This window comes from Jiangella endophytica (assembly GCF_003427025.1).
GTDB lineage: Bacteria > Actinomycetota > Actinomycetes > Jiangellales > Jiangellaceae > Jiangella > Jiangella endophytica.
In genome coordinates this window covers 409,776-422,320 of record NZ_QVAI01000002.1, presented here as the reverse complement: position 1 = coordinate 422,320, position 12,545 = coordinate 409,776, and the positions used below count along the sequence as shown (strand labels likewise).

General features: G+C 73.4%; 13 protein-coding genes and 1 tRNA gene. 7 read left to right on the top strand and 7 right to left on the bottom strand.

The features are described 5' to 3' along the window. Window positions 1-169: 169 nt before the first annotated feature. The gene (locus DZA62_RS06320) at window positions 170-1,150 is read right to left on the bottom strand and encodes a zinc-binding dehydrogenase (RefSeq protein WP_116947988.1); all 981 of its coding nucleotides are present in this window, start codon (window positions 1,148-1,150) and stop codon (window positions 170-172) included. Between the two features lie 122 nt (window positions 1,151-1,272). Between DZA62_RS06320 and soxR the strand changes: the two genes are divergently transcribed. After that, window positions 1,273-1,749, top strand: coding sequence for a redox-sensitive transcriptional activator SoxR (gene soxR / locus DZA62_RS06315; RefSeq protein WP_116947986.1), 477 nt, complete (start codon window positions 1,273-1,275; stop codon window positions 1,747-1,749). 9 nt (window positions 1,750-1,758) lie between these two features. Here soxR and DZA62_RS06310 read toward each other — a convergent pair whose 3' ends face one another. The 3 genes from DZA62_RS06310 to DZA62_RS06300 all read right to left on the bottom strand — a co-directional run bounded on the left by DZA62_RS06310 (window position 1,759) and on the right by DZA62_RS06300 (window position 5,432). Further along, window positions 1,759-2,736: an ROK family protein gene (locus DZA62_RS06310; RefSeq protein WP_116947984.1), complete on the bottom strand. Its 978-nt coding sequence runs from the start codon at window positions 2,734-2,736 to the stop codon at window positions 1,759-1,761. Then, the gene (locus DZA62_RS06305) at window positions 2,733-3,749 is read right to left on the bottom strand and encodes a LacI family DNA-binding transcriptional regulator (RefSeq protein WP_116948158.1); all 1,017 of its coding nucleotides are present in this window, start codon (window positions 3,747-3,749) and stop codon (window positions 2,733-2,735) included. Before DZA62_RS06305 ends, DZA62_RS06310 begins: the two co-directional genes overlap by 4 nt. Window positions 3,750-4,025: 276 nt before the next feature. After that, a complete protein-coding gene (locus DZA62_RS06300) occupies window positions 4,026-5,432 on the bottom strand; it encodes an MFS transporter (protein WP_116947982.1) in 1,407 nt (468 codons plus the stop codon). Window positions 5,433-5,547: 115 nt separating this feature from the next. Here DZA62_RS06300 and DZA62_RS06295 point away from each other — a divergent pair, with 115 nt between their 5' ends. Continuing rightward, window positions 5,548-6,126, top strand: a complete 579-nt coding sequence (locus DZA62_RS06295) for a TetR/AcrR family transcriptional regulator (RefSeq protein ID WP_157987511.1) — start codon at window positions 5,548-5,550, stop codon at window positions 6,124-6,126. Window positions 6,127-6,285: 159 nt separating this feature from the next. Here the strand turns inward: DZA62_RS06295 and DZA62_RS06290 are convergent, their stop codons facing one another. After that, a complete protein-coding gene (locus DZA62_RS06290; RefSeq protein WP_116947978.1) occupies window positions 6,286-7,218 on the bottom strand; it encodes an NAD-dependent epimerase/dehydratase family protein in 933 nt (310 codons plus the stop codon). Between the two features lie 114 nt (window positions 7,219-7,332). Here DZA62_RS06290 and DZA62_RS06285 point away from each other — a divergent pair, with 114 nt between their 5' ends. From DZA62_RS06285 to DZA62_RS06275, 3 genes are read left to right on the top strand one after another with little or no spacing between them, the layout of a single operon-like run. Further along, on the top strand, window positions 7,333-8,034 hold the full coding sequence (locus DZA62_RS06285; protein WP_116947976.1) for a TetR/AcrR family transcriptional regulator: 702 nt from the start codon (window positions 7,333-7,335) through the stop codon (window positions 8,032-8,034). 34 nt (window positions 8,035-8,068) lie between these two features. Next, complete coding sequence (locus DZA62_RS06280; RefSeq protein WP_116947975.1) at window positions 8,069-9,475, top strand: MFS transporter; 1,407 nt, start codon at window positions 8,069-8,071, stop codon at window positions 9,473-9,475. A gap of 10 nt (window positions 9,476-9,485) precedes the next feature. Further along, window positions 9,486-10,343, top strand: a complete 858-nt coding sequence (locus DZA62_RS06275) for an immunity 49 family protein (protein WP_116947973.1) — start codon at window positions 9,486-9,488, stop codon at window positions 10,341-10,343. Here DZA62_RS06275 and DZA62_RS06270 read toward each other — a convergent pair. Further along, window positions 10,327-10,926 (bottom strand): short chain dehydrogenase, encoded by a 600-nt coding sequence (locus DZA62_RS06270; RefSeq protein ID WP_116947971.1) that lies wholly within the window; start codon window positions 10,924-10,926, stop codon window positions 10,327-10,329. The genes DZA62_RS06275 and DZA62_RS06270 overlap by 17 nt on opposite strands. Window positions 10,927-11,001: 75 nt before the next feature. Beyond that, window positions 11,002-11,088: transfer RNA gene (locus tag DZA62_RS06265), tRNA-Leu, on the bottom strand. Between the two features lie 251 nt (window positions 11,089-11,339). On the opposite strand from DZA62_RS06265, the gene DZA62_RS06260 reads away from it, so the two are divergent. Together DZA62_RS06260 and DZA62_RS06255 are read left to right on the top strand one after the other, a co-directional pair. Continuing rightward, window positions 11,340-12,059, top strand: coding sequence for an FhaA domain-containing protein (locus DZA62_RS06260; RefSeq protein WP_198663468.1), 720 nt, complete (start codon window positions 11,340-11,342; stop codon window positions 12,057-12,059). Between the two features lie 4 nt (window positions 12,060-12,063). Beyond that, a complete protein-coding gene (locus tag DZA62_RS06255; protein WP_116947967.1) occupies window positions 12,064-12,540 on the top strand; it encodes an FHA domain-containing protein FhaB/FipA in 477 nt (158 codons plus the stop codon). Window positions 12,541-12,545: the final 5 nt, after the last annotated feature.

Below are 12,545 nucleotides of genomic sequence, written 5' to 3'. Positions count from 1 at the left end.
CGATCCCCACGACTAGGCGGCGCGGGAGGCGGTGGGTCAACGTGCCGGCCCAGCGCCCGCGGACGCCATCGTCGAGCCGCCCACAGCCCGCGGACACCGACGTCGAGACGTGCGGCCCGGAGCACGCCCGACGGACGCAGCCCCGCACCGTCCCGTCCGGAGCCGACACTCAGACCAGTACGACCTTGCCCGTCGTCCGGCGGGTCTCGAGGGCGGCGTGCGCGTCGGCGGCGCGGTCGAGCGGGAAGCGTTGGACCAGCGGGACCAGCCGTCCGGCAGCGGCCTCGGCCAGCGCTCGCGTCTCGAGCCCGCGCAGGAAGCCGGGCCGGCCGACCTGGTGCCGGCTGATCGGCCAGGTCGCGGTGAGCCCGTGGTCGACGAGGTCGGTGGAGGCGAACGGGACCAGCTCGCCGGAGGACCAGCCGAACATCACCAGCCGCCCGCCGACGCCGAGCAGGTCCATCGCCGCCCGCCCCAACGCACCGCCGACGCCGTCGAGCACGACGGTGACCTCGCGGTCGCCGAGGGCGGCGCGGACCCGCTCCGGCCAGTCGGGGTCCGTGTAGTCGACGGCGTGGGTGGCACCTAGCTCGCGGACCCGCGCGAGCTTCTCCGCACCCCCGGCGACCCCGACGACGACGGCGCCGGCGTTGCGCCCGGCCTGCACGACGAGGCTCCCCACCCCACCCGCCGCGGCCGTCACCAGCACGACGTCGTCCGCGGTCAGCGCAGCGCGGTCCAGCACACCGACGGCGGTCCGCCCGGTCCCGATCATCGCCACGGCAGCGTCCGGTTCGAGACCGTCGGGCAGTACGTGCACCGACCCGACCGGCACGACCGCCAGCCGCGCGTACCCGGAGCCGGCCTGGCCGAGGTGCGCCACGACCCGTCGGCCCACCCAGGCCGCGTCGACACCGTCACCGGCGGAGTCCACCGTGCCGGCCACCTCGCGACCGGGGATCGACGGCAGCGCCGGCAGCGGCAGCGGACCGCCACCGCCCTGGCCGGCCCGCAGCACCGTGTCGATCAGGTGCACGCCGCTGGCCTCGACGGCGACACGGACCTGACCGGCCGCCGGCAGCGGATCGGGCACCTCTTCGAAGCGCAGGTTCTCGGCCGGGCCGAACTCGTGCAGACGGATCGCGTGCATTCGGGGTCCTTCGCGTCGTGGCGCCCCGCCGTACGCGGCGCGTCCGTTGGCTTCGCGTGCTGTCGTCGCTACGCTAAAACCTGAAGCAAAGTTGAGGTCAAGTCGTCGAGGGGACGCCCGCCGTGGACACCGTCGCGTGGAACAAGTCCGAGCTGACCGTCGGTGAGCTGTCCAACCGCAGCGGCGTCGCGGTGTCGGCGCTGCACTTCTACGAGCGGCAGGGCCTCATCACGTCGCGGCGCACGTCCGGCAACCAGCGACGATACAAGCGGGCGACGCTGCGGCGGGTGGCCCTGATCCGCATCGCCCAGCGCGTCGGCATCCCGCTGGCCGAGATCAACCGCGCGCTGTCCTGCCTGCCCGATGGTCGCACCCCCAACCAGCAGGACTGGGAGGAACTGTCGCGTGAGTGGCAGGCCGACCTCGACGAGCGGATCCGCCGGCTGCAGCAGCTGCGCGACGACTTCACCGACTGCATCGGTTGCGGCTGCCTGTCGCTGCGCCGGTGTGCGCTGACGAACATGCACGACGAGCTGGGCGAACACGGTCCGGGCCCGCGTCGGCTGATCGAGGACGCCGACCCGGCCTGCTGCGGCTGACCTCTCGGGTCAGACCGGCGGGTCGAGCGCGACAGCGCCGGCGCCCACGACACCGACGACATCACCCAGCCCGGCCAGGACCACCCGGACCGCCTTCGCCGCCGGTGGCATCGCCTCACGGGTGACCAGCTCGGCCACCGGGTCCAGCAGCATGGCGCCGGCCCGCGTGACCCCGCCGCCCAGCACCACGACCTCGGGCTCGAAGGCGTTCACCAGGTCGGTCAATGCCTGACCCAGCAGGTCGGTGGTCTCGGTCCAGATCGCTCGGGCGAACGGATCACCAGCGGCGGCCGCGGCGGCGACGTCGGCCGCCGTCACCGGGTCCACGTCATCCAGGCTGGAAATGGCCCCGCCACGCAACCCGTCGGTCGCCCGAGCGGCGATGTTCGTGCCGGAGACGTACGCCTCGAGGCAGCCGCGCCGGCCACACGTGCAAGGCCGTCCGCCGGGGCGGACCATGACGTGGCCCAGTTCGCCGCCGTTCCCGGCCGCACCGCGGTGCAGCCGTCCATCGATGACGGCGCCGCCGCCCACCCCCGTCGAGAGGGTCAGGTAGATCATCGTCCGAGCACCGCGCGCCGCGCCGAACCGATGCTCGCCCAGAGCGGCGGCGGTCGCGTCGTTCTCGAGGTACGTCGGGAGGCCGAACGCACTCCGGGTCATTCGGCCCAGCGGCACGTCCAGCCAGCCCGGCAGGTGTGGCGGCGCGATCAGCACGCCGGCGGCGGCGTCGAGCGGCCCGCCACACGAGATACCGACGGCAGCGACGGGCCGTCCCGCCGCGGCGACGGCCCGGTGGCCCAACTCGAACAGCCGCCGGATCACGATCTCCGGCCCCTCCCACCGGCGGGTCGGCTCGGTGATCAGCCCGTGCACTGCCCCGTCTGGCGTCACCACGCCGACAGCCAGCTTGGTGCCGCCGATGTCCAGCCCCAGCACGGCCGACGGAGCCGCGGCGGCCGGTCCGCTGCCGGGGTCGGCGGTCATCGGAGCGGAGCACCGGTCGAGGCGCGGTGGACCAGCCGGGTTGGCATGGTGATCGTCACCGGCTCGGCGCCGGGGTACGCGATGCGTTCCAGCAGCCGGTTCACGGCGGCCGCACCCAGCGCCTCCTCGTCCTGGTCGACGGCGGTGACGCCGGGCGCCACCAAGCTCATCCACGGCGCATCATCGAAGGAGACGACGCTGAGGTCGGCCGGGATGCTCAGGCCGATCTCCCTGGCCGCACGCCAGACGCCCTCGGCCAGCACGTTGTTGGCCGCGAACACCGCCGTCGGCCGGTGCGGTCCGGCCAGCAGGGCGCCGGCCGCCTCCCGCGCGGCACCGACCTCGAGGTCCGACCCGACCACGAGGTCCGAGTCGGGCGGGACGCCTGCCGCGGCCAGGGCTGCGAGGTACCCGGCGTGCCGATCGCCGCCCATGGTCAGGGTCGCGGTGTCGACGAGTAATGCGATGCGCCGGTGACCCTGGCGCAGCAGATACGCGGTGACCCGCTGCGACATGGTCCGATTGGCGACGACGACGGCGTCACAGGTTCCGGCGGCGAACTGCCGGTCGACCTCGACGACTGGGACACGATGCCGGAGGAGGTACGTCGTGACCTCGGCCGAGGTGGGCGTGACGATCACTCCGGCGACCCGGGTCGCGACGAACGTCTCCGCGATCTCGACCTGGGTCTGCGCCGATCCGCCGTCGTCGCCGAGGACCAGGCTGAATCCGCGGGCGCGGGCCGTCTGCCCGATTCCGGCGGCGAGCCGGGCGTAGAAGGAGTTGCGCAGATCCGAGACCAGCACGCCGATGGAGAGGCTGACCTGCTGTTTGAGGTAACGGGCGGCGGCGTCGGGGACGTATCTGAGCTCCTCCGCGGCAGCGAGGATGCGCTCACGCGCACCGGCGGCGACGTAACCACGGCCGGTGAGGGCGCGCGAAGCCGTCGACCGGGACACCCCCGCGGCCACCGCGACGTCCTTGATGGTCGCGCGGCGGGTCAGTGCCGGCATCTCGCCGTCACCGTTGCTCCGGCGACCCACTACGCCTCCCTCACGGCTCGGCCTCGCGTGTCATGTTCTCGGCGAGCCACGACCGGCGTCCGGCGATGGCGGCAGCCTCACGTCCGAGCCTCCGTGGGCACGTGCTGGCCGGCTCCACGCCCAGCCTAGCGGGACCACCATCCATCCAGTGACCTCTACTTTCTCCGGCGGCACTCGGGACGGCGGGCGGGTCGCCGAGGCGCACGAGCAGCACCACATGCTCCGGACCGTCGTGCCGCCACTCGTTCAGGCCGTCCTCGCCCGCTGAACACCACGGAGCGCCGCCAGCGCTCCGATCACCGCGATGACCAGCGGCACGACCAGCGCCGGCCGCAACCCGTCCATGGCGGCGTCCCCGGCGCCGGCCGCGTACGCCGCCGTGACGGCGCTCAACCCCAGCGCCGCGCCGAGCTGGAACGCCGTGTTGACGACACCGCCGGCCAGGCCCTGGTCCTCGGCGTCGACGGCACCCGCGGCGGCCATCGTCAGCGGGCCGTACGCCAGCGTGAACGCCACCCCGATCAGCACGAACGCCGGCAGCAGCACCGACGCGTAGCTGGTCTGCGGACCCAGGAACTGCAGCAACAGGTACGCCGCCACGGCGGTCAGCTGACCGGCCAGAATCAGGCGCGGCGGGCCGAACCGGCCGACCAGCGGCGGCGCCAGCACCGGCGAGAGGATCGCCCCGACGACGCCGACCGGCGCGACCGCCAGCCCGGTCTCGAGCGCCGACCAGCCGCGGTGCTCCTGCAGGTAGATCGTCACCAGGAACAGCACCCCGATCCACGGCCCGAGCAGCGACATCGCACCGACCGCCACTCGCACCAAGGCGCCGGAGCGCAGCAGTCCCAGCCGGACCAGCGGCGCCGCGACCCGCCGCTCGATCGCGACGAACGCCACCACCAGCAGCGCGACGGCCGCGAACGACAGCAGCGTCCGTGCCGAGAGCCAGCCGGCGTTCGGCGCCTCGACCAGCGTGTACACGGCCAGCAGCATCGCGGCGGTGATGGTCAGCGCCCCGCCGACGTCGAACCGCCGCGCGGCAACGGGCACCGGGGCCGACCGCGGCAGCAGGAACACTCCGGCGACCAGTGCCAGCAGCCCGAATGCGGCCGGCGCGAGGTAGGTCAGCCGCCAGTGCACTTCCGTCAGCAGCCCGCCGGCCACCAGGCCGAGTGCCAGCCCGGACGCCCCGGTCGCGGTGAAGATCGACAGCGCCCGGTTGCGCGCCGGCCCGGCGGCGAAGCCCGTCGTGATGATCGAGAACGCGGCCGGCGCGCTGATCGCGGCGCTCACCCCGCTCACGAACCGCGCCGCCAGCAGCAGCGCCCCCGAGTCGGCCGCCCCGCCGACGGCGGACGCGGCGACGTAGACGGCCAGCGCGCTCAGCAGCATCCGACGCCGGCCCAGCAGGTCGACGACCCGCCCGCCGAGCAGCACGAACCCGCCGTAGCCCACGACGTAGCCGGTGATGACCCACTGCAGTGTGCTGGTGGACATGCCCAGCGCGGCGCCGGTATCGGGCAACGCGACGCCCTTCATCGAGACGTCGAGCGCGTCGAGGAACAACACCGCGCACAGCACGGCGAGCATGGCGCGGGCCTTCGCCGACAGCGTCGTATAGACGACCGCCGACGTGGTGGGTGCCGACACAGAGAGCCTCCAAGATCATGGACCGATCGGTCCGTAATTGCTTGGCGACCATTCTCAGCATCGGATTCGAGCAGTGTCAACGGTTTCAGACCGATCGGTCTGTTAGGGTGTGGTCATGGCGCGGAGACCGACCCCCGACGCCCGGGAGCGCATCCTCGAGACCGCCGGGCGGTTGTTCGACGAGCACGGCGTGCACGCCGTCGGCATGCAGCAGATCATCGACGAGGTCGGGGTCGGCAAGCAGCTGCTCTACCGCGAGTTCCCCAGCAAGGACGCGCTCATCGTCGCCTACCTGCGGTACCGCACCCGCGACTGGCGAGGCGTCGTCGACGGCGCCCGCGAGCGCACCGACGACCCCGCGGAGCAGCTGCTCGAGATCGTCCGGTCGGTCCAGCACACGACGCCGGGGACGCGCGGCTGCCCACTGCGCAACACCCACGCCGAGTTCCCCGACCCCGCCCACCCGGCGCACCAGGTGTCCATGGACCACTTCCGCGAGGCCCGCGAGCAGCTGCGCGAGCTGGCCCGGGCCACCGGCGCGCCGCGCCCGGACCGGCTGGGCGACCGCATCATGCTGATCCTCGACGGCCTCTACGTGAGCGGCTCGATCTTCGGCACCAGCATGACCGACGACGCCGTCGACTTCGCCCGCGACGTCATCGTCGCCGAGACGGCGGGGGCGCCGGCGCGCTGACCACGCCCGCGTCGGCCGGGCGCCTCCCGCGCCGACGCGCCCAACAGCCGCAGCCCGGCGGACACCCAGCCCGGTGCACCTGGCCCGCTGGCTTTGTGGGCGGATCGCCCGGATGTTCCACGTGGAACGAGCCTGCAGCCCCGAGACGGAGCGCTGCGCTCAGCGGGCCGGCTGGGCTCGCCACCAGCCGACCGTCGCCGCGACGGCATCGTCGAGCGGCGTCGGCCGCCGGCCGAACGTCTCCTGGAAGTCCGACGAGTCCAGGACGAACGACCGGCTGAACTGGTAGCGGGTCTCCTTGAGCTCGCGCATCATCGGCGATCCGAGGCCGAGGACGTCCTGCATCCAGTAAGGCAGCCGCCGAATCCGCGCCGGCGACGTGCCCGCGATCTCGGCCGCCTTCTTCGCCAGGTCGCGCGCGCTGAACGGCGCCACCGTCGGGACGTGCCAGGCCCGGCCGTAGGCGCGTTCGTCGCTGCCGGCCGTGGCGAGGGCGGTGGCGACGTCGTGGACATAGGTCCAGCTGCGCACCACGTCCGGGTCGTGCAGGTAGGTGGCCGGCTTGCCGGCGAGCAGCGGCGGGAAGAACCGGTCGCCGACGTGTCCCTGGCCGCGCACGCCCGGACCGTAGTAGTCCGACGCGCGCAGCTCGGTGACCCGGACCCGGCCCGCCTCGTGCGCCGCCAGCGCGTCCGCCCACATCGTCGCCCGAACCAGACCTTTCACGCCCGAACCGGTCAGCGGCAGGTCCTCGGTCATCGGACGGTCGACCGGGCCGTACGGGTACAGGTTGCCCAGGGTCGTGAGGACGGCGCCGTTCGTCTGCGCGGCACCGAGCATCGCGGCGGCCATCGGCGGCCAGTCCTGTGTCCAGCGGTGGTACTGCGGGTTGGCGCAGTTGTAGAGGACGTCGGCGCCCTGCGTGACCTGCGTCAGCCGGGCCTCGTCGGCGGCGCTGGCCGCGACCCTCGTGACGCCGTCGGGGCCCGACCCGGACCGGCTGACCACGGTGACCTCGTGGCCGTCGGCGACGAGGCGCTCGGCCAGCAGCCGGCCGATCTGCCCGGCGCCGACGATGACGTGCTTGCCCATGACCTGCTCCTCAGTGTCTCTCGCTCTCTTCCGAGAGCAATGCTCTCTCTTTGGAGCAACCATGTCAAGAGCAGTGCTCTCGATTCGGTGCAGTGCTCTGCTAGAGTCGTCGCCATGAACGCCGGACGCACCGCACGCGAGCGCGCCCGCGCCCAACTGACCAGAGAGATCACCGAGATCGCCCGGCGCCAGCTGGGCACCGAGGGCGCGGGAGGGCTCAACCTGCGCGCCATCGCCCGCGAGCTGGGCATGGTCTCGTCGGCCATCTACCGCTACTACCCCAGCCGCGACGAACTGCTGACCGCGCTGATCATCGACGCGTACACCGCGGTCGGCGAGGCGGTCGAGCGAGCCGACGCGGCCCGCGACCCCGACGATCACGCCGGCCGATGGCGAGCGGTCTGCCATGCGGTCCGCGACTGGGCGCTCGCGCACCCGCACGAGTACGCGCTCATCTACGGCTCCCCGGTGCCGGGCTATCAGGCACCGGCCGACACCGTCGGCCCGGCCGTGCGCGACACCGTCGTCTACGGCCGCATCCTCGCCTCCGCGTACGCGGCCGGCGTCCTGACGCCTCCCGACGGGTTTCCCGCGCCGCCGCCGTCCTTCGCGGGCGATGCCGACGCGGTCCGCGAGCTGATGCCCGGCCTCCCCGACGACCTCGTCGCCCGCGCCATCGCCGCCTGGACCGGCCTGTTCGGCTTCCTCAGCTTCGAGCTGTTCGGCCAGTTCGCCAACGTCATCGACGACCGTGCCACGCTGTTCGAGCACCAGGTCCGGACCCTCGGCCGGCTGGTCGGGCTGCCGGCGTCTTGACCTCAATCTCAGTTGAGGTTGCAACATCGGGAGCATGCCCGCTCGCACCACCACGTCGTCCCTGTTCAGCCGGGAACACCTGCCGCTCGCCATCGGCGCCGTCGCGCTGGTGACGCTCGGCGCCTTCGAGAACCGGGCGGTCGGCACCGCGCTGCCGACCTTGGTGCGCGAGTTCGACGCCGTCAGCAGCTTCGGCCTGGCCACGGCCGCGCCCATCGCGTCCTACGTGGTCTCGCTGGCCCTGGCCGGCGTGTGGGCCGACCGGTCCGGCCCGGTGCCGCCGCTGCGGGCCGGCGCCGTCCTGTTCGCCGTCGCGCAGGTGCTGGTCGGTACGGCCGCGGGGATGCCTCAGGTGATCGCCGGCCGGCTGCTCAGCGGCCTGGCCGAGGGTCTGATCGACGTCGGCATCATGGTGCTGATCGCGCGGGCGCTGCCGGAGGAGCTGCGGCCGCGGATGTTCTCGCTGTTCGCGGCGGCCTGGGTGCTGCCGTCGGTGGTCGGTCCGGTGCTGACGGGCATCGTCACCGAGGGCGTCGGGTGGCGGTGGGTGTTCCTCGGCGCGCTCGCGGTGCTGGTGCCGGTGTGGCTGCTGCTCCGGCCGGCGCTGCGGACGATGCCGCGGGCCGCGGGTCCGCCCGCTCCGACGGGGTCGGGTGCCGCGCCGCGGACGGTGCTGCGGTGGGCGGTCCTCGCGGCGGCCGCGGTGTTCGGACTGTCGCTGGCCGGCGAGCACCTGGCCGCCGACCCCGTACCTGCCGCCGCGGTCATCGCCCTCGGAGCGGCGGGGACCGGGCTCGCGGCGGTCCGGCTGCTGCCGCGGGGGACGTTCCGGGTGCGGCGCGGGCTGCCCGCCGTCGTGGCCCAGCGGGCGTTCGCCGCGGCCGCGTTCGCCGGCGTCGGGTCGTGGCTGCCCCTGTTGCTGACGCTGGTGCACGGCTTCACACCGACGACCGCCGGCATCAGCCTGTCCATCACCGGCGTCATGTGGGCGTTCGGTTCCTGGCTGCAGGGTCGCGACCACGGCCACGCTCCGGCGGCCGTCCTGCGGGCCGGGCTGGCCGCGATGACCGCCGGTCTCGCCGTGACGACGCTGCTGGCCTCGCCCGCGCTGCCACCGGTGATCGGGCTGCTCGGCTGGGCGCTGGCCGGCGTCGGCATGGGACTCACGTCACCGGTGCTGTCGCTGCTGATCCTGGCCGGGTCGGACCGGACGAACCAGGGTCGCAACGTCAGCGCCGGGCAACTGGCCGGGTCGCTCAGCACGGCGGCCGCGCTGGCGGTCAGCGGCGCCGCGGTCGCCCTGACCGCACCCGGCCCGGCGACGTTCGCGGGCATCCTCGGGGCCGGTGGCGTGGTCGCCCTCGCCGGATTGCTGACCGCCGGACGCGTCGTCGAGGACCGCGCCGCTACCGTCGAGGCCGAAGCGGTCCGGATCGGCTGAGGCGGAGAGTGTGGACGACAACGTCGTGAAGCGGCACCGGCCCGGCAGGGCGCCGGCAGACCTGGCCGAGCAGCTCGCCGGGCGGGAGGCGGAACTGGCACCGCTGACGGCGAGCCTCCCGGAGCGGCCCGGGAACCTGGTCGGGCTGGGCACCGAGGCGCTGGCCGTCGCGGGGCTGCGGACGCTGCAGGACGGCGACGTCAAGGCACCACTGCGGATGGCCGGGCGGGCGATCGGAGCGGCCGGCGCGCTGCTCGGCCTGGACGGGCCGCTGCGGGCCGACCTCGGCGGACCGGAGCCGGTGACGCTGCCGCCGCTGGCGTCGCGGCCCGCAGGGCTGAGCCCGCGGGCGATCGTCCAGGCCACCCACGCGGCGCTCGCCACCCGGGACGCCGTCGCGCTCGAGCTGTTCGCGGCGGTGCCTCTCGAACGCACGACCCGCGAGCCGGTGTCGTCCGAGGACACCGCATACGGGCTGGCGCACGCGCGCGGCCTGCAGGCGTTGCTGCGTGGCGACGCGGCCGGCAACGACCTGCTGCTGGAGGCGCTGAACGGCTGCGGCTCCAATGGTCTGCACCCGGCCGCCCGCGACTACGCGCTGTTCCTCGTCTCGCCGGAGATCGAGCTCACCCTGCTGCACCTGCAGCCCGACGGCGACGGGTTCGACCGCGCCCTGCGCAACGCGCTGACGCTGCATCGCCGCTACTGGACCGAGGTCGAGGCCACCCCGGGTGAACCGCAGGACAGCGACCCGGCCGGGTTCCTCGCGCTCGGGCCGCTGGCCTGGGCTGCCCTACGGCACGACCACGGCCTGCCGTCGGCCGTGTGGTCCGACTACCTGCCGGCGTCGGTCATCGCGGGCCCGTGACGGCGACCACCTCGCCCTGGGCCCGGCCCTCGACGAGGCCCGCGTAGACCCGCGCGACGTCGGCCGCCGGCACCCCGCGGGCGGGGTCCCACCCGAACGCCTCGAGCGACTCGCGCACCCAGGCCGGCGCGACGAGGTTGAGCCGCAGGTCACGCGGCAGCTCCGGCGCCGCTGCCTCGACGAACGCCGCCAGCCCGGCGTTGACCAGCGCACCGAACGACCCACCCGGCAACGGCTCGACGAACGTGCCGCCGGTCAGCGTGACGGACCCGCCGTCGCGGACGTGGTGCAGCGCCGTCCGGGCCAGCCGCACCTGGCCGAGCAACTTGCCCGACAGCCCTGCCGTGAACTCCGCGTCGTCCGCCTCGACCAGATCGGCGGTCGGCGCGTTCGCCGCACAACACACCACCGCGTCGACGTCCGGCACCGTCTGGAACAGCGCCTCCACCGTCGCCGGATCACCCACATCGACCACGACCGGCCCGCGCCGTGACGCCCGCACCACCTCATGCCCGCGCCCGGCCAGCTCCTCGGCCACCGCCGACCCCACGACACCGCTCGCCCCGATGACCACGATCTTCACCGCTGCTCCTCCACCTCTTCCTGCCCCGAACGCGAAAATCCCGGCCAGGTAGGTACCTGACCGGGATCTTCGGTGTGGTGCGCGAGGGGGGAGTTGAACCCCCACGTCCTTTCGGACACACGGACCTGAACCGTGCGCGTCTGCCTATTCCGCCACCCGCGCGTGGTGCGGCACCAAGGTTAACACGCCTCGGCGGGTGGTCGATTCCACGATCTGGGGGTCTGGATGTCAGCATGGGCGGGAAGCACAGAGAGCCGCCGGAACCAGCCGCCAGCCGTCCTTCGTCACATAAGGTTGCGACGGCCGTTTCCGCACGGCCCCGATCCAGGGCGCATCCGCACCACTTCGCCACGCGCCGTTACGATCAGGGTCTTGTCCGCGGCACCAGGAGCGAGACGTGGAGGGAGGTACCCGTGGGGGTGTTGCAGCGCTTCGAGCGCCGGCTCGAGAGCATGGTCCAAGGTGCGTTCACCCGAGCGTTCCGCTCCGAGGTGCAGCCCGTGGAGATCGCCGCGGCGATCCAGCGCGAGCTCGACAACAACGCGCAGATCGTCAGCCGCGACCGCTCGCTCGTGCCGAACGACTTCGTCGTCGAGCTGGGGCCGAGCGACTACGACCGGCTGACGGCGTACATCGGCACGCTGGCCACCGAGTTGGTCGAGTTGGCCCGCGAGCACGCCGAACTGCAGCACTACGCCTTCACGGGGCCGGTCGGGGTCGGGTTCGAGCGGCACGAGGACCTCGGCACGGGCGCCTTCCGCATCCGCAGCGCGGTGCGGGCCGGCGTCGACCGCGGCTCGTCGTTCGCGCCGACGCCCACCTCGGAGCAGCAGGCCGACGCGTACCTCATCATCAACGGCACCCAGCACCCCGTGCTGCCGCCCGGCGTCGTTCTCGGGCGCGGCAGCGAGTGCGACCTTCGCATCGACGATCCCGGCGTCTCGCGCCGGCATCTGGAGATCCGCGTGTACCAGCAGGGACCGCAGTCCCAGCTGGTGGCCGTCGACCTCGGATCCACCAACGGGATGGTCGTCGACGGCGCCCGGGTGGGCCAGGCGCCTCTGACCGACGGTTCCCGCATCGTGATCGGCTCCACTGTGATCGACATCCGTCGGCGCAGTCCCGGGAGGTGAACGAGTGTCGGAACTGACACTCACGGTCATCAAGCTCGGCTTCCTGGCCGTGCTGTGGCTGCTGATCCTCTCCGTCACGTCGGCCATGCGCGCCGACCTGTTCGGTGTGCGACCACCCAAGCAGCCCAAGCCGCAGCGTGAAGCCCGCGAGGCGGCCCGCCAGAACCGTCAGCCGCGCGGCGCCAAGGGCACCCCGACCAGGGCGTTCATCGTCGAGGGCCCTGACACCGGGAGGTCCGTGCCGCTCGACGGCACCCCTGTGACGTTCGGCCGCGGCGCCGAGTGCACTGTGCCGCTGGCCGACGAGTACGTGTCCACGCAGCATGCCCGGCTGCGGTTCCACGAGAGCCAGTGGTTCGTCGAGGATCTCGGCTCCACCAACGGCACCTACGTCGGCAACCAGCGACTCACGCGCAGCACGCCGGTCACCGCCCGCAGCCGGTTCCGGCTGGGCAAGACCGTCGTCGAGCTGCGGAAGTAGGTCTT